22 protein-coding genes and 1 pseudogene are annotated in these 24,330 nt (G+C 60.3%); 11 read left to right on the top strand and 12 right to left on the bottom strand.

What is annotated here, in order from left to right; all coding sequences use genetic code 11:
- Positions 1-1,788 carry an ATP-binding protein gene (locus TU73_RS07265; RefSeq protein ID WP_057011619.1) on the top strand — a complete coding sequence of 596 codons (1,788 nt, stop codon included), beginning with the start codon at positions 1-3 and terminating at the stop codon, positions 1,786-1,788.
- A gap of 104 nt (positions 1,789-1,892) precedes the next feature.
- On the opposite strand, the gene TU73_RS07260 is transcribed toward TU73_RS07265, so the two are convergent.
- The 6 genes and pseudogenes from TU73_RS07260 to TU73_RS29605 form a co-directional block, all read right to left on the bottom strand.
- Positions 1,893-2,669, bottom strand: coding sequence for an N-acetylmuramoyl-L-alanine amidase (locus TU73_RS07260; protein ID WP_057011618.1), 777 nt, complete (start codon positions 2,667-2,669; stop codon positions 1,893-1,895).
- Between the two features lie 88 nt (positions 2,670-2,757).
- On the bottom strand, positions 2,758-4,821 hold the full coding sequence (locus TU73_RS07255) for a diguanylate cyclase (protein WP_057011617.1): 2,064 nt from the start codon (positions 4,819-4,821) through the stop codon (positions 2,758-2,760).
- Positions 4,818-5,696, bottom strand: coding sequence for an endonuclease/exonuclease/phosphatase family protein (locus tag TU73_RS07250; protein ID WP_046070282.1), 879 nt, complete (start codon positions 5,694-5,696; stop codon positions 4,818-4,820). Before TU73_RS07250 ends, TU73_RS07255 begins: the two co-directional genes overlap by 4 nt.
- 10 nt (positions 5,697-5,706) lie before the next feature.
- The gene (dsbA, locus tag TU73_RS07245; protein ID WP_057011616.1) at positions 5,707-6,342 is read right to left on the bottom strand and encodes a thiol:disulfide interchange protein DsbA; all 636 of its coding nucleotides are present in this window, start codon (positions 6,340-6,342) and stop codon (positions 5,707-5,709) included.
- Positions 6,343-6,510: 168 nt separating this feature from the next.
- Complete coding sequence (locus TU73_RS07240) at positions 6,511-7,137, bottom strand: c-type cytochrome (RefSeq protein WP_043048337.1); 627 nt, start codon at positions 7,135-7,137, stop codon at positions 6,511-6,513.
- Between the two features lie 33 nt (positions 7,138-7,170).
- Positions 7,171-7,281 (bottom strand): annotated as a pseudogene (locus TU73_RS29605) (cytochrome); the annotation flags it as partial.
- Between the two features lie 303 nt (positions 7,282-7,584).
- Between TU73_RS29605 and yihA the strand changes: the two are divergent.
- The gene (gene yihA / locus TU73_RS07230; RefSeq protein ID WP_043048336.1) at positions 7,585-8,226 is read left to right on the top strand and encodes a ribosome biogenesis GTP-binding protein YihA/YsxC; all 642 of its coding nucleotides are present in this window, start codon (positions 7,585-7,587) and stop codon (positions 8,224-8,226) included.
- Positions 8,227-8,494: 268 nt separating this feature from the next.
- On the opposite strand, the gene polA is transcribed toward yihA, so the two are convergent.
- Positions 8,495-11,290: a DNA polymerase I gene (gene polA, locus TU73_RS07225; RefSeq protein WP_057011614.1), complete on the bottom strand. Its 2,796-nt coding sequence runs from the start codon at positions 11,288-11,290 to the stop codon at positions 8,495-8,497.
- 74 nt (positions 11,291-11,364) lie between these two features.
- Between polA and TU73_RS07220 the strand changes: the two genes are divergently transcribed.
- Positions 11,365-11,655 (top strand): DUF2782 domain-containing protein, encoded by a 291-nt coding sequence (locus TU73_RS07220; protein ID WP_016978788.1) that lies wholly within the window; start codon positions 11,365-11,367, stop codon positions 11,653-11,655.
- A gap of 56 nt (positions 11,656-11,711) precedes the next feature.
- Positions 11,712-12,665 (top strand): homoserine kinase, encoded by a 954-nt coding sequence (locus TU73_RS07215; protein ID WP_057011613.1) that lies wholly within the window; start codon positions 11,712-11,714, stop codon positions 12,663-12,665.
- A 129-nt stretch (positions 12,666-12,794) separates the two neighbouring features.
- Here TU73_RS07215 and TU73_RS07210 read toward each other — a convergent pair whose 3' ends face one another.
- A complete protein-coding gene (locus TU73_RS07210; protein ID WP_057011612.1) occupies positions 12,795-13,724 on the bottom strand; it encodes a zinc ABC transporter substrate-binding protein ZnuA in 930 nt (309 codons plus the stop codon).
- Between the two features lie 58 nt (positions 13,725-13,782).
- On the opposite strand from TU73_RS07210, the gene zur reads away from it, so the two are divergent.
- The 4 genes from zur to TU73_RS07190 are packed head-to-tail and all read left to right on the top strand — an operon-like array spanning position 13,783 to position 16,573.
- Entirely contained in the window at positions 13,783-14,265 is a 483-nt protein-coding gene (gene zur, locus TU73_RS07205) for a zinc uptake transcriptional repressor Zur (protein ID WP_057011611.1), read from the top strand.
- Positions 14,265-15,035, top strand: coding sequence for a zinc ABC transporter ATP-binding protein ZnuC (gene znuC / locus TU73_RS07200; RefSeq protein WP_057011610.1), 771 nt, complete (start codon positions 14,265-14,267; stop codon positions 15,033-15,035). The genes zur and znuC overlap by 1 nt, the downstream gene beginning before the upstream one ends.
- Positions 15,028-15,816 carry a zinc ABC transporter permease subunit ZnuB gene (znuB, locus tag TU73_RS07195; RefSeq protein WP_057011609.1) on the top strand — a complete coding sequence of 263 codons (789 nt, stop codon included), beginning with the start codon at positions 15,028-15,030 and terminating at the stop codon, positions 15,814-15,816. Before znuC ends, znuB begins: the two co-directional genes overlap by 8 nt.
- 37 nt (positions 15,817-15,853) lie before the next feature.
- A complete protein-coding gene (locus TU73_RS07190; protein ID WP_057011608.1) occupies positions 15,854-16,573 on the top strand; it encodes a PA5502 family lipoprotein in 720 nt (239 codons plus the stop codon).
- An 86-nt stretch (positions 16,574-16,659) separates the two neighbouring features.
- Here TU73_RS07190 and katE read toward each other — a convergent pair whose 3' ends face one another.
- Positions 16,660-18,801 carry a catalase HPII gene (gene katE, locus TU73_RS07185; protein ID WP_057011607.1) on the bottom strand — a complete coding sequence of 714 codons (2,142 nt, stop codon included), beginning with the start codon at positions 18,799-18,801 and terminating at the stop codon, positions 16,660-16,662.
- Between the two features lie 265 nt (positions 18,802-19,066).
- Between katE and TU73_RS07180 the strand changes: the two genes are divergently transcribed.
- Genes TU73_RS07180 through TU73_RS07170 form a run of 3 tightly spaced genes read left to right on the top strand, consistent with a single transcriptional unit; the run spans position 19,067 to position 21,588 of the window.
- Positions 19,067-20,074, top strand: a complete 1,008-nt coding sequence (locus tag TU73_RS07180) for a methionine ABC transporter ATP-binding protein (RefSeq protein WP_057011606.1) — start codon at positions 19,067-19,069, stop codon at positions 20,072-20,074.
- Positions 20,074-20,766, top strand: coding sequence for a methionine ABC transporter permease (locus TU73_RS07175; RefSeq protein WP_057011605.1), 693 nt, complete (start codon positions 20,074-20,076; stop codon positions 20,764-20,766). The genes TU73_RS07180 and TU73_RS07175 overlap by 1 nt, the downstream gene beginning before the upstream one ends.
- A gap of 51 nt (positions 20,767-20,817) precedes the next feature.
- Complete coding sequence (locus TU73_RS07170) at positions 20,818-21,588, top strand: MetQ/NlpA family ABC transporter substrate-binding protein (protein ID WP_057011604.1); 771 nt, start codon at positions 20,818-20,820, stop codon at positions 21,586-21,588.
- A gap of 141 nt (positions 21,589-21,729) precedes the next feature.
- Here the strand turns inward: TU73_RS07170 and TU73_RS07165 are convergent, their stop codons facing one another.
- Genes TU73_RS07165 through TU73_RS07155 form a run of 3 tightly spaced genes read right to left on the bottom strand, consistent with a single transcriptional unit; the run spans position 21,730 to position 24,328 of the window.
- The gene (locus TU73_RS07165) at positions 21,730-22,365 is read right to left on the bottom strand and encodes an SCO family protein (protein ID WP_057011603.1); all 636 of its coding nucleotides are present in this window, start codon (positions 22,363-22,365) and stop codon (positions 21,730-21,732) included.
- Positions 22,362-23,261: a heme o synthase gene (gene cyoE / locus TU73_RS07160; RefSeq protein ID WP_057011602.1), complete on the bottom strand. Its 900-nt coding sequence runs from the start codon at positions 23,259-23,261 to the stop codon at positions 22,362-22,364. Before cyoE ends, TU73_RS07165 begins: the two co-directional genes overlap by 4 nt.
- Entirely contained in the window at positions 23,249-24,328 is a 1,080-nt protein-coding gene (locus TU73_RS07155) for a COX15/CtaA family protein (RefSeq protein ID WP_057011601.1), read from the bottom strand. Before TU73_RS07155 ends, cyoE begins: the two co-directional genes overlap by 13 nt.
- Positions 24,329-24,330: the final 2 nt, after the last annotated feature.

The raw sequence follows: 24,330 nt of genomic DNA, 5'->3' as shown, positions 1-24,330 counted from the left end.
ATGAAGCTCGCGATGAAACTGCGCACTCGTTTATTCCTGAGTATCTCAGCGCTGATCACCGTGGCCTTGCTGGGGTTGATCCTGGGCTTGGTCAGCGTCATGCAAATGGCCAAGACCCAGGAATCGTTGATCCGCAGCAACTTCATCACCCTGGATCTGGGGCTCAAGTTGCGCCAGAGCCTGGGCGACCAGCTGATTATGATGCTGGAGAAACGACCCGACCCCGAGGCCCTGCAAGCCTCCAAGCGCCACTATTTCGAGCTGCTGGACGAAGGCGTCACCCATGAGCAGCTCGATGGAAGAAGCCATGGTTTCAGCCAGGCACGGGCCGATTACCAGAACCTGCTCGAGGCGTTTGACCAATCTCAACAAGCCTCACCACCTGCAGGCAGCAAGGAAAAGCTGACTGAAACCTTCAACGTGTTGCGCAACGGCCTGATCGCCGATCACAAGCGGGCGCTGGAAAATATCAGCACCAGCGAGCATAAATCCCGCGAGCGGGCGCTATTGATCGCCAGCCTCCTCGGATTGGTGGGGCTTGCGGTGCTGATCATCGGCTTCGTCACGGCCCATGGCATCGCGCGGCGTTTCGGTGGCCCCATCGAGGCGCTCGCCAAGGCCGCCGACAAGATCGGCCAGGGCGATTTCGAGGTTACGCTGCCTATCTCTTCGGCGGCGGAAATGAATCAGTTGACCCGCCGTTTCGGCATCATGGCCGAAGCATTACGCCAACATCAGGCAACCAACGTTGATGAGTTGCTGGCCGGTCAGCAGCGCCTGCAAGCGGTACTCGACAGTATCGATGACGGCTTGCTGATGATTGATCGCCAAGGCTGCCTTGAGCACCTCAACCCCGTCGCACAGCGCCAACTGGGCTGGGATGAGGAACGACTCGGACAAGGGCTGGGCGAAGCCCTGGGCCGTGCGGAAATGGATGAACAACTGCAACTGGTGCTGCGCGGCGGCAATCTGGAGCGGGCGCCGGACGACCTGGAGGTGGAAGTCGAGGGCGAGCTGCGTCTGCTGACTTACAGCCTGACGCCTGTCAGCCATACACAGGGACATATTCTCGGCGCGGTGATGGTGCTGCATGACGTCACCGAACAACGCGCCTTCGAGCGGGTGCGCAGCGAGTTCGTGCTGCGCGCCTCCCATGAGCTGCGCACACCGGTGACCGGCATGCACATGGCCTTCGGCCTGTTTCGCGAACGAGCCAAATTCCCGACGGATTCCCGCGAAGCAGACCTGCTGGATACGGTCAATGAAGAAATGCAGCGCCTGATGCAACTGATCAACGATCTGCTCAATTTCTCGCGCTACCAGAACGGCCTGCAAAAACTCACCCTTGGGTCCTGCGATGTGACCGACCTGCTGGAGCACGCACGGGCCCGGTTCGTCGAACCTGCCAACGCGCAGAGCATTGAGTTGCTGGTGGAAACCCAGCCTGACTTACCGCGCCTGTATGCCGATCAAGTGCAACTGGAGCGTGTGCTCGACAATCTGCTGGGCAATGCCCTGCGCCATACCGCCGAAGGCGGGCAGATTCGCCTGCAGGCGCGACGTCATGGCGAGCGGGTGATTATCAGCGTTGAAGATAACGGTGAAGGCATCGCCTATGGCCAGCAAGGGCGCATCTTCGAGCCCTTTGTGCAGGTCGGCCGCAAGAAAGGCGGGGCGGGCCTGGGGTTGGCACTGTGCAAAGAGATCGTGCAACTGCACGGCGGCCGCATGGGCGTGTATTCACGGCCGGGGCAGGGCACGCAGTTCTATATGGCCTTACCGTTGTAGGAACGAGCTGCCTCGCGAAAAGGCATGAACGACGCGGGCTGCCTGACAGTGCAGCGTTATCGTTAAGGTGCTTCGCGAGCAAGCTCGCTCCTACATGTACACAATCAGCGCTGGTTCAGGGCCCGCAGGATCGCGGCGCTTTCAGCATCCGGGGTGCCGTCGAACAATGATGGACGAAAGCGCATCTGGAACGCTGCGATCACATGGCGCGTGGCTACATCCAGCTCCCCGGTCTGCGGCGTCTGGTAGCCCAGGCGAGCCAATTCTTCCTGGAACCAGGTAATGCTTGGCAGCTGTGCGGCGTACTGCACCTGGAATCGGGCCACCGCCTGGGCATCCGGCCAAATGGCCAGGCCTTCTGCAGCCAAGCGCTTCCAAGGGAACAACGGGCCCGGGTCCAGCTTGCGCAGCGGGGCAATGTCGCTATGCCCAATGATGTTCTTGGGGTCGATGCCATTTCGCTTGCTGATGTCCTTGAGCAGCACGATCAGTGATTTTACCTGCGCCTCGGAGTACGGATACCACACGCGCCCCGTCGGCGTATCGCTGAACCCTGGGTTGACGATCTCAATACCGATGGAGCTGGAGTTGAGCCAGGTGCGTCCCATCCACTCGCTTTCACCGGCATGCCAGGCGCGCTGGCTTTCATCCACCAGCTTGTAGATGGTGCCTGAGGCGTCGTCGCCGATCAGGTAATGGCTGCTGACCTGGCCATGGGTCAACAACGCCAGGGAGCGTTCAAGGTTGGTGGAGGTGTAATGCACGACAACGAACTGTATGCGGTTGTCGTGGTTCACCGAAGGATGGCTGGTGTTCAGGCGCGGGCCGCTGGCGCAGCCGGTGAGCAGCAGAAACGCAAAAGCGATATACAAAGATTTCATGGCAGAAGCATTACACTGAAAGTCGATAATGCAACAGTGTAACGTAACGTGTATGCCCAGGCGGTCAAATCACAAAATGGAACATCTTTTATGCCGCCTGTACCTGGTTCCGTCCCGCCGCCTTCGCCCTATACAGCGCTTCGTCGGCGCGCTTGAGTGCCAGGTCGCTGCGCTCGCCGGGCTGAAACTGCGCCACGCCCATGGACACCGTGATTGTCACCGGTTCGCCCTTGAAGTGGAAAGGGCACGCGGCAATGGCCCCGCGCAACACTTCACCCACGGCCAAGGCATCTGCCAGCGTTGAATCGGGCATCAGCAGCACGAACTCTTCGCCGCCGAAGCGTGCGATGAAGTCGGTGGGCCGCAGGCGCTTGCTCAGCACATTGGCAATGATCTTCAAGACCTTGTCGCCCGCCAGGTGACCGTAGCCGTCGTTGATACGCTTGAAGTGATCCAGGTCGAGCATGGCTAGGGAGAGGCTGTTTCCACGCTGATGCCAGGCGTTGACCTCATAATCGAGGCGCTCGCTCCACGCGGCTCGGTTGGGCAAGCCAGTAAGCGGGTCGAGCAAGGCCTTCTGGCGCTGCACTTCCAAGTGCTCGCGGTAACCCAGGGCTTCCTGTTCCATGTTGGCCACCCGCTCCGCCAGGCCCTTGAGGCGTGCGGCCACTTCCTGTTCGCGCTGGTCGCGCTGCTGCTGATGGGCGTCCATGGTGCCGAGCAAGCCCTCGAGGTGGCTTTCGAGCACTTGCTTGAGGCTGTCCAGGTCGGCGGCGTCCTGCACGCTGCTTTGCAGCCCGTCGACCTGTTCACGGATCTGCGTATCCAGTTCCCGCGCAGCCAGGCTGCTATCGGCGTGGTCTTCGCTGGCGACCTGCAGGTGGCCCTGGAATGCCTCGAGGCGCTCGTTGAGCTGCTTGAGATAAGCCTCGAACTCATGCTGGCCGCTGTCAGTGATCGCCAGCATCAGCACCGCCAAGTCATCGAGGATCGGCAGCAGTTCGTACCAGTTCAGGCCATGGGCGAGGCGCTCACGCATGGCCTCGGCCTGAGGCCGGTGACGCTCGGGCAGCGACAGGTCTTCCAGCAAGCCGAGTAAAGTGTCTTCGATGTGCTTGGCCACCGAGCTGTAGGACGGTTCGGGCGAATCAGGCAGGGCGTATATCCCACCTGATGGCAGGTCGTCTGGCTCGGGGCCTTCCAGCACGGGCGGCAGGGACAGGCTGCCGATGGTGGTTTCATCGGGTATGTCGACTTGAACCTGCGGTGCTTCGATAAAGGCGGCGAGGGCACTTTCATGCGCAGGCTCCGCAATCGGTGGCTCCTGCTCGTCGGGCTCAATTACTGGCACAGTCGCTACCGTGGGTTGCCCTTGAGCGGGGACCTCGAATACAAATGTGTCACTGGTGGCCTCTTCCACCTTGGCCTGCGCAACAGCCTCTGGCTTAAAGGCGACGGGTGTTTGCGGCGCTGGCGCAAAGGCACGCAAGGCTTGTGTCAATTCGTCCGCTTGCGTGGGCTCTTGGGGCTCAGGCACGGGTTTTGGCACTACAGGCTTTGACGGCGCCACTTCTAGTGGAGCCAGTGGCGCGACGTCAGCCTCTGGGGCTTCACTCGAGGCGTCTTTACTACCAAACAAACGCTGCAGCAGGCCCGGCCCCGGCCGTGCGGTTTCGCTCTCAGGCTCCAGGTTATTCAGCGCCTGGCCTTGCAGGCTGCTCAGCTCACTGAGCAACAGCGGTATCTCCCGCGCTTGCCCGACGCGGCCATCGAGCTGCTTGGCGAAGGTTTTCAGCGGCCGCGCCACCTCGCGGGGCAGCGGGAGCTTTTGCAACTGGGCAACCAAGGCGGTGAGCGCGGTGCTGATCTGGTCGACCCGGGTTTCGCGACGCTGCTCGGAATCGAGCACGGCCTTTTCCAGGCGTGGCAGCAAGGCGGCGAGGGCAGCGTCCATATCGTCAGTACGCACGACGTCACGCATTTCCTTCATGCATTGATCGACGGCGCGATCGGTGCCTTCAGCGGCAAGCGTGCTGCGTACCAGCCCGCGGCGCAGCAGGTCGAGACGGGCAGCCCAGCGGCGTTCGAGCTTGTCTTGCTGCTCGATGCTCTTGAGGTATTTCTCTTTCCAACGCTGGGCGTCGTCGCTCATGCAAGGGGCCCGCTGGTGCCTGGGCTCAACGCGGGGAATGCATCAGCCGTGAGCGAACCCGGCAGACGAATCTCTACTGCGACCGGCAGGTGATCGGAAATAGGCTGCGCCAGTACCTGCACGCTTTCGAGCGTAAGGGTCGGGCTGAGCAAAATATGATCAAGACATCGCTGTGGGCGCCAGCTGGGGAACGTGGCCTCGACTTGCGGCGCCAATAGTCCAAGGTCGCGCAGCGGGGAATTCTGCAACAGGTCATTGGCATGGGTGTTCATGTCACCCATCAGCACCTGATGCTTGTAGTTGCCAATCATGTCACGCACGTAGGCCAGCTGCAGATTGCGCGTGCGCCCGCCGAGCGCCAGGTGCATCATCACCACCACCAAGGCCTCCGGGCCCTCGCCGAAACGCACGAGGATCGCCCCGCGCCCTTTGGGGCCTGGCAACGGATGATCTTCGATGGCGGTGGGCTTCAGGCGGCTGAGCACACCATTGCTGTGCTGCGCCAGGCGCCCGAGGTTGCGGTTGAGTTGCTGGTACCAATAGGGGAAAGCACCGAGCTGGGCAAGGTGTTCCACCTGATTGATATAACCGGAGCGCATGCTGCCGCCATCGGCTTCCTGCAAGGCGACCAGGTCAAAGTCATTGAGCAGGGTGCCGATTTTCTGCAGGTTACCGGCCCGACCATTGTGGGGTAGCAGGTGTTGCCAGCCTCGGGTCAGATAGTGCCGGTACTTCTCGGTACTGATACCGACCTGGATATTAAAGCTGAGCAGGCGCAGACGGCTGTCCGGCGGCAGCCCCGTGGACTCCAGGTGGTGCTCGTTGACCTGCGGGTCATGCAGGCCAACAGCGCGTTCGGTACGCCAGCGGCGCATAACGGGCCCCTTACTTGGCTGCCCGCTCTTTGGCGATCAGCTGGTCGGCGACATTGAGGGTCTGCTCAGGACCACCGGTAGTGCCCAGGTCGAAACGGTACTTGCCGTTGACGATCAGTGTCGGAACGCCTTGCACGCCATACTTCTGTGCGAGTTCCTTGGCCTGCTTGATCTGGCCCTGGATGGCGAAGGAGTTGAAGGTGGCCAGGAACTTGTCCTTGTCGACACCCTGGGTGGCGACGAAGTCAGCCATTTCGTCCGGTTTGGTCAGGCGCTTGCCTTGTTTCTGGATTGCTTCGAAGACGGCGTTGTGGACCTTGTGCTCCACGCCCATGGCTTCCAGGGTCAGGAACAGTTGACCGTGCGCGTCCCACGGACCACCGAACATGGCAGGAATACGCTTGAAGTTAACGTCCTCCGGCAGTTTTTCCGCCCATGGATTGATGGTTGGTTCAAAAGCGTAGCAATGCGGGCAGCCATACCAGAACAGCTCCACCACTTCGATCTTGCCTGGCACCGAAACCGGAACCGGGTTGCTCAGTTCGACATAGGTTTTACCGGCTTCAAGCGGCACATCAGCAGCTTGTGCGGTCATGCCGAAGAGGCTGGCAGTGACGAGAGCGGCGCTGAGGATCAGATTACGCATGCTTTACTCCTGGACAAATAAAGTCGCCTCACGCGACCTTTGTTGTGACAGGTCTACGCGGGCATGAGTTCGTTAGTGTAACGGCAGCGGCCACAAAAAAGGGCGGCCTGGGCCACCCTTTTTATGCTTGCATCGCGGGATTAATCGAGTGTTAACGTTGCGTGCAACTTAATGCAGGCCCTGGATGTAACTGGAGACAGCTGCGATGTCTTCGTCGCTCAGCTTGCGAGCGATGGTGCGCATGATTGCCGCGTCGCCGTCGTTAGCTCGTCCAGCCTCTTCCTTACGGAAGTCGGTCAACTGTTTGGCGATATAGGTAGCATGCTGACCACTCAAATGCGGGAAGCCGGCGGAGGCTATGCCAGCGCCGTTCGGCGAGTGGCAACCCGTGCAGGCAGGCAGGCCCTTTTCCAGATCGCCACCACGGAACAACTTCTCTCCGCGGGCGACCAGTTTAGGATCAGCAGCTCCCACACTGCCTTTCTGGCTGGCAAAATACGCCGCGAGGTCCGCCAGGTCCTGATCGTTGAGGTTGGTCAACAAACCGGTCATTTCCAGCACCGTGCGCTTGCCATCCTTGATGTCGTGCATCTGCTTGCTCAGGTAGCGTTCACCCTGGCCCGCCAGTTTGGGAAAGTTCGGCGCCGGGCTGTTGCCATCCGGCCCGTGGCAGGCACCACACACGGCGGCCTTCGCTTGACCGGCAGTGGCATCACCTTTGACGGGGCCCTCTGCAGCGACGGCAGCGCCTGTGATGCCCAAGGTCAACAGCAGACTCACGATCAGTTTGTTCATCAGCTAATCCAACTACGGCTAAGGGTTTAAGAGTTATCTACCGGGTTTACTCACCATCAACTCAATGACGGCCTGGTAATCCTCAGTACTGCAGTCCATGCACAAACCACGCGGCGGCATTGCCTTGAAACCCTGGGTCATGCGTGGCAACAGCATGACCACGCAAACTCGGTTGTACAGCGCTTGCGGATCCTGTGTAGCCTGAGCGCCATAAAGCGGGTCCAGGACACCAGAAGCGGCAACCATTGAGGCCATACATCGACCTTTTCAGGGTTTGAGAGCGTTTTGCGTTCTAATGCGCAATAAAGGTCTATCGCTCCCGTGAACTTCATCCTTCGCTGGGACAAAGCACACACAAAATCTGCGGCATTATATACTGGCGCTACTGAAACGGAAACGACACCGCTTGCCGCACCCTTTTTCGGCACCGCCCACATCGGAAATCTCATGCAACTCAAGAATCCCATCCTCGGCCTGTGCCAACAGTCCACGTTTATGCTCAGCGCCGCCAAAGTGGACCAATGCCCCGATGACGAGGGCTTTGAAGTCGCCTTTGCCGGCCGCTCCAACGCCGGTAAATCCAGCGCACTGAACACCCTGACCCACGCCAGCCTGGCACGCACCTCGAAAACCCCGGGCCGCACGCAACTGCTCAATTTCTTCAAGCTAGACGATGATCGGCGTCTGGTCGACCTGCCGGGCTACGGTTATGCAAAAGTACCCATCCCGCTGAAGCTGCACTGGCAGCGTCACCTCGAGGCTTACCTGGGTGGTCGCGAGAGTTTGAAGGGCTTGATCCTGATGATGGACATCCGTCATCCAATGACCGACTTCGACCTGTTGATGCTCGACTGGGCGGTCGCCAGCGGCATGCCGATGCATATCCTGCTGACCAAGGCCGACAAGCTCACCTACGGCGCAGCCAAGAACACCTTGCTCAAAGTGCAGTCCGAAATCCGTAAGGGCTGGGGCGACGCGATCAGTATCCAGCTGTTCTCAGCGCCAAAACGCATGGGGCTGGAAGAGGCTTACACCGTACTGGCCGACTGGATGGAATTGGCGGACAAGGGCGCAGAAGTTACCGAGTAACTTTCCTGCGGGCAAAAAAAACCCCGGACTTCGTATGGGGAGGGAAGTTCGGGGTCCAAGTTCCGGACCGCTAGGGCGGGGTCCAGATATCTGCCAACACTTAACACAACATAGGAGCATTGAAGGGCTTCACCACCCATTCAGTAACTCTGAGTCGCAATTCACGGGTTAAGTTCCGGCTGGCCCGAAAAACTATTGGAAATAACTGACGGCGATTTCCGATCTAAAGTGCTGCACCACCCCACGCAGTGGTGGTGCAACTGCAGGATCAGTGCGCTTCGTCCCAGTTGTCGCCCACGCCCACATCCACCACCAACGGCACATCCAGCTGTGCCGCGGCGCTCATATGTTCGCGAATCTTCTCGCCGACTTGCGCCACCAAGTCTTCCCGCACCTCAAGTACCAGTTCATCGTGCACCTGCAGGATCACCTTGGCATCCAGGCCCGATTCGGTCAGCCAGCTATCCACCAACACCATGGCTTTCTTGATGATGTCCGCCGCCGTGCCCTGCATCGGCGCGTTGATCGCCGTGCGTTCTGCTGCAGCGCGCTCCTGAGGCTTACTGGAGTTGATATCCGGCAAGTACAGCCGGCGCCCGAAGAACGTTTCCACATACCCCTGGTCGGCAGCCTGGGCACGGGTGCGCTCCATGTACTCGCGAACTCCGGGATAACGGGCAAAGTAGACATCGATATAAGCCTTGGCAGTCTTGGTATCGACGCCGATGTCCTTACCCAGCTTCTGGGCACCCATGCCGTAAATCAGGCCGAAGTTGATCGCCTTGGCGCTGCGGCGCTGGTTGGACGTGACCTCATTCAACTCAACCTTGAACACTTCGGCCGCCGTGGCCGTGTGCACGTCCAGGTCATTGCGGAAGGCATTCATCAAGCCTTCGTCCTTGGACAGATGCGCCATGATCCGCAGTTCGATCTGCGAGTAGTCCGCCGCCAGCAGCTTGTAGCCCTTGGGCGCGACAAACGCCTGGCGAATGCGCCGCCCCTCGGCGGTGCGCACCGGGATGTTCTGCAAGTTCGGATCGCTGGAGGACAAGCGCCCGGTCGCCGCGACGGCTTGATGGTAAGACGTATGAATACGCCCAGTGCGTGGGTTGATCTGTTCCGGCAGGCGGTCGGTATAGGTACTTTTGAGCTTGCTCATGCTGCGGTACTGCATCAGCACCTTGGGCAGCGGGAAATCATCTTCGGCCAGTTTGGCCAGTACTTCCTCAGCCGTGGATGCCTGGCCCTTACCGGTTTTTTTCAGCACCGGCATGCCGAGCTTCTCATACAGGATCGCCCCGAGCTGCCTGGGCGAACCCAGGTTGAATTCTTCACCGGCGATCTCGTACGCCTGGCGCTCCAGCTCAACCATCTTGTTACCCAACTCGATGCTCTGGATGCCGAGCAGGTCCTTGTCTACCAGTGCGCCCTGGCGCTCGATGCGTGCCAGCACCGGCACCAGCGGGATCTCGATGTCCGTCAGCACACTGGCCAGGCTCGGGATCGCCGTCAGCTGCGCGTACAGGTGCTGGTGCAGGCGCAATGTCACATCGGCATCTTCGGCCGCGTAAGGGCCGGCTTGCTCAAGGGCGATCTGGTCAAACGTGAGTTGCTTGGCACCTTTGCCGGCGATGTCCTGGAAACTGACCGTGTCGTGGTCCAGGTACTTCTTCGCCAGACTGTCCATATCGTGCCGCGTCGCGGTGGAATTGAGCACGTAGGATTCGAGCATGGTGTCGAAGGCGATGCCGCGCACGGTAATGCCCTGGGCAGGGTCGCCACCAATGGCGCAGTTGGCCAGGATGTTCATGTCGAACTTGGCGTGCTGGCCCACCTTGAGCTTGGTCGGATCTTCCAGCAGCGGCTTCAAGGCCAGCAGCACGGTGTCGCGGTCCAATTGATCCGGCGCGCCGATATAGGAATGGGTCAGCGGGATGTAGGCGGCTTCATGGGGCTGCACAGCAAACGAGACCCCAACCAATTGCGCCTGCTGGGCGTCGATGCCGGTGGTTTCGGTGTCGAAAGCAAACAACGGCGCATCGTGGAGTTTTTTCAGCCACACGTCGAAGGTGGCCTGGTCCAGAATGGTGGTGTAAACCGCCTCTACCGGTACCGATATAACAGCCTCGACCGCCATTTCGGCGGCAGGCGCAACCTCGCTCGCCGATTTGAGCTCGACACGCTTGGCATCGCGCTGGATTTCGTCGTACCAGCTCTTGAACTCAAGCAACGTGTACAGCTCCAGCAGCTTTTCGCGATCCGGTTCGATCAGGTGCAAATCATCCAACCCAATATCCAGCGGCACATCGACCTTGATCGTCGCCAACTGATAGGACAGGAATGCCATCTCCTTGTGCTCTTCCAGCTTGGCCGGCAAGGTCTTGGCCCCACGGATAGGCAGGGTCGGCACAATATCGAGCTGCTCATAAAGCTCTTTGAGACCGCCATTGACCCCTACCAGCAAGCCCGAAGCGGTCTTCGGGCCAATGCCCGGAACGCCTGGGATGTTGTCGGAGGAGTCTCCCATCAACGCCAGATAGTCGATGATCTGCTCCGGAGCGACGCCGAATTTCTCCTTTACGCCCTCGACGTCCATCGAGCTACCGGTCATGGTATTGACCAAGGTAATGTGCCCGTCGACCAGCTGCGCCATGTCCTTGTCGCCGGTAGAAATCACCACTGGGCGGCTTGCGGCCGCGCTGCTGCGGGCCAGGGTGCCGATCACGTCATCGGCCTCGACGCCCTCGACGCACAGCAACGGGAAGCCAAGAGCGATCACGCTTTGATGCAGCGGCTCGATCTGCAGACGCATGTCATCAGGCATGCTCGGGCGGTTGGCTTTGTATTCGGCGTACATCTCATCGCGAAACGTCCCACCCTTGGCGTCGAAGACCACCGCAAATGGGCTGTCCGGGTACTGCTTGCGCAGGCTTTTGAGCATGTTCAACACGCCCTTGACCGCACCGGTCGGCAGGCCTTTGGAGGTGGTCAGCGGTGGCAGCGCGTGGAAGGCGCGGTACAGATAAGAAGAACCGTCCACCAGGACGAGGGGCGATTGGCTCATGAGCAGGATCAACCTTTTCGGCGGGTCAGGCGCTAGAATAGCCGGACCAATGAAAACAAAGGGACAAGGTTATCATGCGTACATTCAATCGCCTGCTGCTGACCGGTTTGATTGCACTCGCTCCGATGGCTGCCATGGCGGCAGACAGTGCCCCTGGGGGTGATCCGGAAGTTACCATTCGCACGGAAGGCGACAAAACTATCCAGGAATACCGCCAGAACGGCTTTCTGTACGCGATCAAGGTCACCCCGAAGGGCGCACCACCGTACTTTCTGGTACGTGCGGACGGCACCGACGCGAACTTCATCCGCTCTGACCAGCCGGATATGCTGATCCCGTCATGGAAGATCTTCGAATGGAAATGATTTCTTAATTTTAACCGGCGCTGCCCACCGCAGCGCCCGTAACGGCAGTTTTAACCATGTCTGTGTTCACCCCCCTGGCTCGGCCCGAGCTGGAAACTTTTCTCGCACCCTACGGGCTCGGCCGCCTGCTTGATTTCCAGGGGATTGCCGCCGGCAGCGAAAACACCAATTTCTTCATCAGCCTGGAACAGGGCGAGTTCGTCCTGACCCTGGTTGAACGCGGCCCGGTGGCGGAAATGCCGTTCTTCATCGAACTGCTTGACGTGCTCCACGATGCTGATCTGCCGGTGCCTTACGCTCTGCGCACCACCGATGGCATCGCTTTGCGCGAGCTCAAGGGCAAACCGGCCTTGCTGCAACCGCGCCTGGCTGGCAAGCATATCAAGGACGCCAACGCCCAGCATTGCGCCCAGGTTGGCGACCTGCTCGGCCACCTGCACCTGGCCACCCAGGGCGCAAAGGTACTGGAGCGCAAGACCGACCGCGGGTTGGATTGGATGCTCAGTGAGGGCGCGCAGCTGATTTCGCACCTCAACGAGGCCCAGCAACGCCTGTTGCGCGATGCGCTGGCCGAGATCGACGCTCACAAAGCCGACATCCTCGGCCTGCCACGGGCGAATGTGCACGCCGATCTGTTTCGCGATAACGCGATGTTTGAAGGCACGCACCTGACAGGCCTGATCGACTTCTACAACGCCTGTTCGGGGCCGATGCTCTACGACGTGGCAATCGCCTTGAATGACTGGTGTTCGGATGCCGACGGCGTGATTGACGGTCACCGCGCGCGAGCACTGCTGGGCGCCTACGCGGGGCTACGGGGGTTTACCGCGAAGGAAGCCGAGCTATGGCCGACCATGCTGCGCGTGGCGTGTGTACGGTTCTGGCTGTCCCGACTGATCGCGGCCGAGTCATTTGCCGGGCAGGATGTTCTCATTCACGATCCCGCTGAGTTCGAACACCGTCTGGCTCAACGCCAGCAGGTCAGTGTCCACCTGCCATTCGCGCTCTAAAGAAGATCTGCTCGGTCAAAAATGTGGGAGGGGGCTTGCCCCCGATTATGGTGGGTCAGTCACTGATGTATTCACTGACACTCCGTCATCGGGGGCAAGCCCCCTCCCACATTTGAACCTCATTGAAGCTTAGAGCGACTCCAGGCAACCGGCCAGGTCATTGCCGAGCTTTTCCAGCACCTGCTCATAACCTTGCGCGGTAGCTGGCGTATAGCCACCCAACGCATCCAACTCCGCCAACTTCACCGGCAACCCGGCCACCAGGGTTTCGGCCAAGCGAGGTCGCAACGGCGGCTCGCTGAACACGCAAGTCTTGCCCACTTCCTGCAAACGCGCGCGCATCGCCGCTACGTGCTGCGCGCCCGGCTGTACTTCGGCGGCCACGCTGAACACGCCCGCATGCTTCAAGCCGTACGCCTCTTCAAAGTAATCAAAGGCTTCGTGGAACACGAAGTAAGGTTTGCCATCAACCCCCGCCAAACGCTGCTTCAGGCGCGCATCCAGCGCATTCAGGCGTTCTTCGAAGGCTTTGGCATTGCTCTGATAACGCTCGGCATTGGCCGGGTCGGCGGCGCTGAGGTCGGCCGCCATCCGTGCGGCGATCACGCGCGCATTGATGGTCGACAGCCACAGGTGCGCATCCACACTGCCTGGGCGGTGATCGTGGTCATGTTCGTCGGCTTCGTCAGCATGAGAATGGCTATCTTCGCCGAAAATGCGCAGCTTCATGCCCGGCAGGTCCTGCACAGCTACCGTTGCTGCCGTACGGCCTTTGAGCACACGCGGCAAAAACGTCTCCATGTCGGGCCCGATCCAGTACAGCAGGTCCACCGACTGCACGCGCCGTACGTCGGATGGGCGCAAAGCGAAGTTATGCGGTGATGCGCCCGGCGGCAGCAACACCTCTGGAACGGCTACCCCGTCCTGCACAGCAGCGGCAATCAGCTGCAACGGCTTGATGCTCGTCAGCACCTTGACCTCGGCCTGGGCGGCACTCGCAACGAACAAACTGGTGACAAATACGACAAAAACGGCAAAAAGTCGGGACACGATGACCACTCGATGGCGTAGGAACGGGTAACATAATAACGTCTCTATCAAATATCTGTCGCCGCTCATGCCAAAAACACCGCTTGCCAGCCGTCCCCACGACCACTCTCACTGCGTGCACACCGCATTGTCGGAGGCCGATACCCTGTGCGCGCAGAAAGGCTTGCGCCTGACCGCCTTGCGTCGCCGGGTGCTTGAGCTGGTATGGCAGAGCCACAAGCCGCTGGGCGCATACGACATTCTTGGCGTACTCAGCGAGCAGGACGGCCGTCGCGCCGCGCCGCCTACCGTATACCGCGCGCTGGATTTCCTGTTGGAAAACGGCCTGGTGCACCGTATCGCCTCGCTCAACGCCTTCGTCGGCTGCAACCACCCGGAGCATTCGCATCAGGGTCAGTTTCTGATCTGCCGCGAGTGCCACGCCGCCATCGAGCTTGAACAAAAAAGCATCAGTGACGCCATTATCAAAAGTTCTGCCGAGGTCGGCTTCAAGGTCGAAGGGCAAACGGTCGAAGTAGTCGGCCTGTGCGCGGGCTGCCAGGGGGCTTGATGAGCAATGCCTTAATCCGCCTGGAGCAGGTCGGTGTCACATTCGCCGGGCAAAAGGTGCTGGACAACATCGCACTGAGCGTGGAGCCGGGGCAAATCGTCACCTTGATCGGCCCCAACGGCGCCGGCAAGACCACTCTGGTACGCGCCGTACTTGGCCTGCTCAAGCCCGACAGCGGCAGTGTGTGGCGAAAACCCAAGCTGCGCGTGGGCTATATGCCGCAAAAGCTGCATGTGGACCCGACATTGCCGCTGTCCGTATTGCGCTTCCTGCGCCTGGTGCCTGGTGTCGACCGCGCCCGAGCACAGGCCGCGCTCAAGGAAGTGGGTGCCGAGCAAGTGATCGACAGCCCGGTACAAAGCATCTCAGGCGGCGAAATGCAGCGTGTGCTGCTGGCCCGCGCCCTGTTGCGCGAGCCAGAGTTGCTGGTGCTCGATGAACCCGTACAAGGCGTTGACGTCGCCGGCCAGGCCGAGCTGTACAGCCTGATCACCCGCTTGCGCGACCGCCATGGCTGCGGCGTGCTGATGGTCTCCCACGACCTGCACCTGGTGATGAGCACCACCGACCAGGTTGTCTGCCTCAACCACCACGTATGCTGCTCCGGCCATCCGGAGCAGGTCAGTAACGACCCGGCTTTCGTCGAGCTGTTCGGCAAGAATGCCCAGAGCCTGGCGATCTACCACCACCATCACGACCACGCCCATGACCTGCATGGTGCCGTCGTCGATACTCCCCACATTCACGGAGATAGCTGCAAGCATGGCTGATTTTCTGCTCTACGCCCTGCTGGCAGGCTTGGCTTTGGCATTGGTGGCGGGCCCATTGGGCTCGTTCGTGGTCTGGCGGCGCATGGCCTATTTCGGCGACACCTTGTCCCATGCCGCGCTGCTGGGCGTGGCCATGGGCTTCTTGCTGGATGTAAGCCCGACCATCGCCGTGACCGTGGGCTGCCTATTGCTGGCGGTGCTGCTGGTGACTCTGCAACAGCGCCAGCCGCTGGCCTCCGACACGTTGCTGGGCATCCTCGCGCCGAGCACCCTGTCCCTGGGCCTGGTGGTGCTGAGCTTCATGCATGAAGTGCGCATCGACCTGATGGCTTATCTATTCGGGGACTTGCTGGCGATCAGCCCGACCGACCTGGCCTGGATCCTCGGCGGTAGCGCGGCCGTGCTGACCCTGCTGCTGACCCTGTGGCGACCGTTGCTGGCGATCACCGTGCATGAAGAGCTGGCCACGGTGGAAGGCTTGCCGGTGCCTGCCCTGCGCATGGCCCTGATGTTGTTGATTGCGGTGGTGATTGCTGTCGCGATGAAGATAGTCGGCGTATTGTTGATCACGTCGCTGCTGATCATTCCCGCCGCCGCCGCCCAGCGCCATGCTCGCTCCCCGGAGCAGATGGCAATCGGCGCCAGCTTCCTGGGGATGCTGGCAGTGTGCGGGGGCCTGGCGCTGTCATGGTTCAAGGACACCCCGGCCGGACCGTCGATTGTGGTGACGGCGGCCGCCCTGTTTCTGCTGAGTTTTGTCCTGCCCCGTCGAGGGGTGTAGACTTGCTCGCTTTTTGCGCAAATAGAGAGTCGCAGGAATGAAGCCGTTCACCTCCCGTTATCTGCTCCTTGCCGCATTTTCCCTGCTGCTGGGCGCCTGTCAAAGCACACCGCCCGCCGCCCCCGAGGCGCCGGACGCACGCGCTGCGGCTATCGCACAGCTGGAGCAAAACCTGGCCAGCAACGAGCTGGCCACCGCCGAAGACCAGCTCGCGGCGTTGCAGGCGCAATCGCCCAACGACCCAGCCCTTGAGCCTTACCAGCGCCAACTGGCCGAAGCCTACTTGCAACGCAGCCAGATCGTGCTGCAAAAAGGCGACGTCAACGCTGCCGCTACGGCCCTGAGCCGTGCCCGCGCCTTGATGCCCAAGGCCCCTGCGCTGACCGGTGGCGTCAACAGCGCCATCAGCCATGCGCGCAAAGCCGAACTGGATCAGGCAGAGGCAGCATTGAAAGCCGCTGAAGCCAAGCCTGCCGCCAAGGTCATCGACCCGGCAGCGCCGAGCACCACCGTGGCGCTGAACCTCGCGGATGTCGAAGACATGCGTCATCAGTTGGACGCAATCGCCACGGATGTGGTGAATTACCAGTGCGATGTCAGCATCCAGGTGCCACGCACCCAGGATTACCCGTGGCTGGCCACGCTACTGACCAAGCGGGTGAAGCGGATTGATTCGGAGTATGACCTGAAGATTCACCGGCAAATCCTGAAACACATTCCGGCGCAGGTTGTGCTGATTCCTCGCAAGGCGGACTAAAAGCATCGCAGGCAAGCCAGCGCCCACATTTGAACGGTGTGGGAGCTGGCTTGCCTGCGATGACGACCTAACAAACAACCGATAATTTAAGCCGGAATCGCCTTGGATTTCGGCTCACGCTCCCACACCCGATGCTGGGCAATCGCCGCAAAGAAGGCCTTGAACGCCTTGGCATCCGCGCCCACGATCAACCCTGCATCCGCCTCCAGTTTCAGCTGATCCAGCAAGGGTTTCACATCACTGGCTACCGCAATCGCCTTCAGGTGTTTGTAGGCTTCCAGTACGTAATGCAACGCCACACCATCACCGCTCAGCGCCTTCACCGACTCTTTACCGCCCGGGATAAACACTGCGTCGAAGGCAATGGACGGCATGCCTTCCATCGAGGCGTCTACCGGTAGCGTCTTGCCATCTGCGGTAGTCACAGGCGCCGACGTCGGCCCCAGCAATTTAGCATGGGCGCCTTCAGCCTCCAGCGCGGCCTTAAGCGCGTCAATCGCCACACCATCAACGCCGTTAGCCGCCAGAATCGCCACTTTGCGCGTCTTGATATCGCCCGACAGCAAGTTCACCTGGCTCAACGCTGGTGATTCTTTCAGCGATGTCTCACGCGCAGGGACTGTGCCTTTGGTCGGCGCCGGCACGCCCAGGTTTTGCGCAACGCGCTTGGCCAGTTCCAGATCGATATTGGCCAGAATCTCATTCACCTGGCGCGCACGGATAAACTCACGCTCCACCTTGCCCAACTCGAAGCTATAGGCCGCGATGATGTGCTCCTTCTCGTGATGGCTCATGCTGTTGTAAAACAGCGTGGCCTGGGAGAAGTGATCACCAAACGACTCACTGCGCTCGCGCACTTTGTTAGCGTCGACACGCTCGTAATAGGTTTCGAAGCCACCATCCTGTGGCGCAGGCGGGGTTTCTTTCGGCCAACCGCCGTCGATCGAGTTCGGCTCGTACGAAGCACGGCCTTTGTCGATGACCGTACGATGCTGGGCGTCGCGCTGGCTATTATGGAAAGGCACCACAGGTCGGTTGATCGGGATCTCGTGGAAGTTCGGCCCGCCCAGACGGCTGATCTGGGTATCCGTATAGGAAAACAGACGGCCTTGCAGCAGCGGGTCGTTGGTAAAGTCGATACCCGGCACGATATGACCTGGGCAGAACGCGACCTGCTCTACCTCAGCGAAGAAGTTATCCGGGTTGCGGTTGAGTACCATCTTGCCCAGAGGCGTGATCGGCACCAGCTCCTCGGGAATAATCTTGGTCGGGTCGAGCAGGTCGAAATCGAACTTGTGTTCGTCTTCTTCCGCCACGATCTGCACGCCCAGTTCCCACTCAGGGTAGTCGCCGCTTTCAATCGATTCCCACAAGTCACGACGGTGGTAGTCGGTATCTTTACCGGCAAGTTTCTGCGCTTCGTCCCACACCAGGGAGCAGGTGCCTACCTTCGGCCGCCAGTGGAATTTGACGAAGCTGGATTTGCCCTCGGTATTGATCAGGCGGAAGGTGTGCACGCCAAATCCCTGCATGGTCCGCAGGCTCTTCGGAATGGCCCGGTCAGACATGGCCCAGATCACCATGTGCGCCGACTCCGGCTGCAGCGAAACGAAATCCCAGAACGTATCGTGGGCCGAGCCACCGGTAGGAATCTCGTTGTGGGGTTCAGGTTTTACCGCATGCACGAAGTCAGGAAACTTGATCGCGTCCTGAATGAAGAACACCGGCATATTGTTGCCGACCAGGTCAAAGTTGCCTTCCTCGGTGAAGAACTTCACGGCAAAGCCACGTACATCACGTACGGTATCGCCCGAGCCGCGCGGGCCTTGCACCGTGGAAAATCGCGCGAACACCGGGGTCTTATGCTCCGGGGTACGTAAGAAACCCGCCTTGGTCAGTGCCGAATGGTCCCCATAGGATTGGAAATAACCGTGGGCGCCAGTACCGCGAGCATGCACGATGCGCTCCGGGATACGTTCATGGTCAAAATGCGTGATCTTTTCACGCATGATGAAGTCTTCCAGCAGCGAAGGGCCACGAGCGCCGACTTTGAGGGTGTTCTGGTTATCGGCAATCTTTACGCCTTGGTTGGTGCGCAGGGCCTGGCCGGTCGCATCGGAACGAAATTCTTCCAGGGCCTGCAGCTTGGCGTTGGTGTTGCCACGGTCCAGCGTATCGGTACCCGCGACTTCACTCTTGGCCGGGGTGGCTGGCTTGTTGATACTCATCAGTCAAAACTCCTTATTCAAAGTGGCCAGAGCGGTCCCCGGCTCGTATGAGCAAAACCCCAGGCACGGCACCTGGGAAATCGAGTTGCTTAAGTAGTGACTGACTTGGTTTTGTACCGTTCCTTTTTTATGACCTTTGATCGCGTTATTGCCAAATGACTGGATGAATACGAAATAAATGCTAAGAAACGCTATACGGACAGGCTAAAATGCGCGCCCGGCTAACCGCTGATCCCTTTTCAATGCGCCCCACAAGGTTCGCTACGTGATCGAGTTTCAAAACGTTCATAAAACCTACCGCGTCGCCGGTAAGGATATCCCCGCACTGCACCCCACCAGCCTGCGCGTCGAGAACGGCCAGGTGTTTGGCCTGATTGGCCACTCGGGTGCAGGTAAGAGCACTCTGCTGCGCCTGATCAACCGACTCGAGGAACCGAGCGGCGGTCAGATCACCGTGGATGGCGAAGAAGTCACCGCCATGGACGCCAACGGCCTGCGCCGTTTTCGTCAGCAGGTCGGCATGATCTTCCAGCACTTCAACCTGCTGGCGTCCAAGACCGTCGCCGACAACGTGGCGCTGCCGCTGACCCTGGCCGGTGAGCTGTCGCGCAAGGCCATTGACCAGCGCGTCGCCGAACTGCTCGCCCGCGTCGGCCTGTCGGACCATGCCAAGAAGTACCCGGCCCAGTTGTCCGGTGGCCAGAAGCAGCGCGTCGGCATTGCCCGCGCCCTGGCGACCAAGCCAAAGATTTTGCTGTGCGACGAAGCCACCAGCGCCCTCGACCCGCAAACCACCGCGTCGGTCCTGCAGCTGCTGGCCGAGATCAACCGCGAGCTGAACCTGACCATCGTGCTGATCACCCATGAAATGGATGTGATCCGCCGCGTGTGCGACCAGGTCGCCGTGATGGACGCCGGGGTGATCGTCGAGCAAGGCTCGGTGGCCGACGTGTTCCTGCATCCCCAGCACCCGACCACCAAACGCTTCGTGCAAGAAGCCGAGCAGGTCGACGAAGGCGAGCAGCGCGACGACTTCGCCCATGTACCAGGCCGTATCGTGCGCCTGACGTTCCAAGGGGACGCGACCTACGCGCCATTGCTGGGTACCGTCGCCCGAGAAACGGGTGTGGACTACAGCATCCTTGCCGGCCGTATCGACCGCATCAAAGACATCCCTTACGGGCAACTGACCCTCGCCGTCACTGGCGGTGACATGGAAGCCGCGTTTGCGCGCTTCACCGCCGCAGACGTTCACATGGAGGTCCTGCGCTGATGGACGTTTTCCTGAGTTTCTTTGCCAACATCGACTGGTCCGAAATCTGGCTCGCCACCGGCGACACCATGACCATGCTGTTCGGCTCGCTGTTCTTCACCGTGCTGCTGGGTTTGCCCCTGGGCGTGCTGCTGTTCCTGACCAGCCCGCGCCAGCTGTTCGAACAGAAAGGCCTGTATGCACTGCTGTCGCTGATCGTGAATATCCTGCGCTCGCTGCCTTTTATCATCCTGTTGATCGTGATGATCCCGCTGACAGTACTGATCACTGGCATATTCATGGACCAAGGTACCTCCCTGGGCGTGGCGGGAGCGATTCCACCACTGGTCATCGGCGCAACGCCGTTCTTTGCGCGCCTGGTGGAAACCGCCTTGCGTGAAGTGGACCGCGGCATCATCGAAGCCACCCAATCCATGGGCGCCAGCACCCGCCAGATCATCACCAACGCCCTGCTGCCCGAGGCCCGCCCCGGCATTTTCGCGGCAATTACGGTAACGGCGATTACACTGGTTTCCTACACGGCCATGGCCGGTGTCGTCGGTGCCGGTGGCCTGGGTGACCTGGCGATCCGCTTCGGCTACCAGCGCTTCCAGACCGATGTAATGATCGTCACCGTGGTGATGCTGTTGATCCTGGTGCAAATTCTGCAAACCGTCGGCGACAGGCTGGTGGTGCACTTTTCTCGAAAATAACGGCCATTGCCGGCCCAGAGCCGGCAGATGCCCGAACAAGGAGCTTGCTGGATGAAAAAACTACTGGTTGCCTTCGCTGCCGTTGCCGCGTTTTCCGCCCATGCCGAGACTATCAAGGTCGCTGCCTCGCCGGTGCCCCACGCGCAGATTCTCGAATTCGTGAAGCCTGCCCTTGCCAAAGAAGGCGTGGACTTGCAAGTCAAAGTCTTTACCGACTACGTGCAACCCAACGTGCAAGTCGCCGAAAAGCGCCTGGACGCCAACTTCTTCCAGCACCAGCCGTACCTGGATGAATTCAACAAAGCCAAGGGCACTCACCTGGTAAGCGTTGGCGGCGTGCACCTGGAACCCCTGGGCGCCTACTCCAGCAAGTACAAGAAACTGGACGAGCTGCCAAGCGGCGCCAACGTGGTAATCCCGAACGACGCCACCAACGGCGGTCGTGCGCTGTTGCTACTGGCCAAGAACGGCCTGATCACCCTGAAGGACCCGACCGACATCCTGTCGACCATCAAGGACATCACCGCGAACCCGAAAAACCTGAAATTCCGCGAACTGGAAGCCGCCACCTTGCCGCGCGTGCTGACCCAGGTCGACCTGGCGCTGATCAACACCAACTACGCCCTGGAAGCCAAGCTGGATCCATCCAAGGACGCCCTGGTAATCGAAGGCAGCGACTCGCCTTACGTGAACATCCTGGTGACCCGCGAAGATAACAAGGATTCGGACGCGGTGAAGAAGCTGGTTGCAGCCCTGCACACACCTGAAGTGAAAAAATTCATCGAAGAGAAGTACAAAGGCGCGATCAAGCCAGCGTTCTAATCCGCCTCAATCTCCAAAACACTGAAGATCAAAATGTGGGAGGGGGCTTGCCCCCGATAGCGGTGGGTCAGTCAACATCTTCATCGACTGACACCCTGCTATCGGGGGCAAGCCCCCTCCCACATTTGCTTTGTGTTGTTTTTATTTGCGCTGTAGCAAGGCTGGCAACTGCGCTACCAGCTTCTGGTTGTTCAGCGGCGCACGGATAAACCCACGCTGGGTACCGTCCGGACCGATCAACGCCAGGTTGCCGCTGTGATCCACGGTGTAGTTCGGCTTGCTCGTATCCGCCGGAATAAAAGGAATACTCACCGCATTCGAGACCTTCTGCACATCTTCCACATTCGCGCCGGTCAGCCCTTCGAACTGCGGATCGAAGTAGCCCAGGTACTGCTTGAGCTGCGTCGGGGTATCGCGGTTCGGATCGACGCTGACCAGGATCACCTGCAACTTACCCACAGCCTCTTTGGGCAGCTCGCTCTTGATCTGGCGCAGTTGGGCGAGGGTGGTCGGGCAAATATCCGGGCAGAAGGTGTAGCCAAAGAACAGCAGGCTCCACTTGCCTTTCAACTCATTGACCAGCACCGGCTGGCCGTCCTGGTTGGTCATGCTCACCGGCGGTAACTGGCGGCTTTGCGGCAGCAGGATAATGCCGGCGTCGATCAGCGCAGTGGGGTCGCCCTGGCCTTTGCCCGAGAGCACTTTGTTAACGGTCAGGCCCATGATCAACGCCACCAGGGCCACGAGGATGAAGACGGTTTTTTGAGTTCGAGTCATAGGTTCAACAGTAGGTAGTGGTCTACGAGCAGGGCGATAAACAACAGGAACAAGTACCAGATAGAGTACTTGAACGTGTTGATCGCCGCGTGCGGCTGGCTGCCACGGTACAGCACCCAGGCCCATTGCAGAAAGCGCGCTCCCAATACCAAGGCACAAGCCAGGTAGAGCGGGCCGCTCATATGAATGACGTAGGGCAACAGGCTCACCGCCAGCAAAGCGAAGGTATACAGCAGGATATGCACCTTGGTGTAGTGCTCGCCATGGGTGACCGGCAGCATCGGAATGTCAGCCATGGCGTATTCCTCTTTGCGGTGGATGGCCAGGGCCCAGAAGTGTGGCGGGGTCCAGGCGAAGATAATCAGTACCAGCAGCAAGGGTTCGGCGCTGACATGTCCCGTAACGGCAACCCAACCCAGCAGCGGCGGAGCAGCACCGGCCAGGCCACCGATGACGATATTCTGCGGCGTCGCGCGCTTGAGAAAACCGGTGTAGATCACTGCGTAACCGAGCAGCGAGGCCAACGTCAGCCAGGCTGCCAGCGGGTTGGTGAACGCCAGCAATAGAGCCAAGCCGGCAACAGCCAGTAACAATGCAAAGGCTAACGCCGCAATCGGCGACACACGCCCCTCAGCCATCGGTCGTTTATGGGTTCGCGCCATCACCGCATCAATCCGCCGATCGACCACGTGGTTCACCGCCGCCGCTGCGCCGGCACATAGGGCAATGCCCAGGTTGCCGAAAACCAGCACTGTCCACGGCACCCCGGCGCGGGTGGCAAGGAACATGCCCACCAGCGAGGTGATCAGCATCAGCACCACCACTTTCGGCTTGGTCAGCTCCAGGTAGTCACGCCAGATCGTCTGGTAGCGACGTGCGCCGATCAAGGTCGCCATGGCATCTCTCCTTTAAGGGTGATCAGGCCCGAAACCCGTTTGCGCGGGCTGAAACGCCAGCCGAACGGTAGCGGGTGGCGAACTCGGACCAGGCTGGTACGCGCATGGTAATTGACCAATACCAGGGTCAGTAACAACGCCGCTCCACCCGCGTTATGCCCCACTGCCACCGGCAGCGGCAGGCCGAAAGCCACATTGCTCACCCCCAGGCTGATTTGCGCAGCCAGGGCGATCAACAGCAAACCCGCCAGCCGCGTCATGCCCACGACACGCAGTTGCCAGGCCAGGCCCAGCAGCACCAAGGTCACCAGTACGGCGCCGATGCGATGGGTCAGGTGGATCGCCGTGCGCGCCTCGCTGTCGAGCTGGCCGCCCAGGTAATTGGGGCCGATGTGCTGGGTCAGATGAAAGCCATTGGTAAAATCCGCTGCCGGCCACCATTGGCCGTGGCAGGTTGGCAGGTCGACACAGGCCACGGCCGCGTAGTTGGAACTGACCCAACCGCCCAGCGCGATCTGCCCGATCACCAGCACCAGGCCCGCCGTCGCCCAATATTGCAGGCGCTTGGGCACGACTAGCGCAGGCAGCACGCCAGATAAACGCAGGGTCAGCAAAAACAGCAGGCTCAAGGTCGCAAAACCACCCAGCAGGTGCCCGGTGACGACTTGCGGCCACAACTTCAAGGTCACCGTCCACATGCCAAAGGCGGCCTGGGCGAATACCACCGCCAACACAAACAAGGGTAATTTCACCGGCTGGCCCGGGTCACGCCGATGGCTCCACGAGCGCGCCGCCAGCAGCGCGATCAATAGCCCCAGGCTGCCAGCGAAGTAGCGATGGGTCATCTCGGCCCAGCCTTTGTCAGCCTCTACCGGTGTGTCGGGAAAATGCAGTTCGGCATGGGCCAGTTGGGCTTCGCTGTTGGGCACGCTGATAAAACCGTAGCAACCCGGCCAGTCCGGGCAACCCAGGCCGGCATGGGTCAGGCGCGTGTAGGCACCGAGCAGTACGACAATCAGCGCCAGTAACGTGGCAAACAGCGCGAGGCGAAATCCAGGCTTGGCCATGA

The sequence above is a fragment of the Pseudomonas libanensis genome, assembly GCF_001439685.1.
GTDB classification, from domain to species: Bacteria; Pseudomonadota; Gammaproteobacteria; order Pseudomonadales; family Pseudomonadaceae; genus Aquipseudomonas; species Aquipseudomonas libanensis.
Note: the sequence above shows the minus strand (reverse complement) of the source record. Positions and strands in the feature narration are given on the sequence as shown.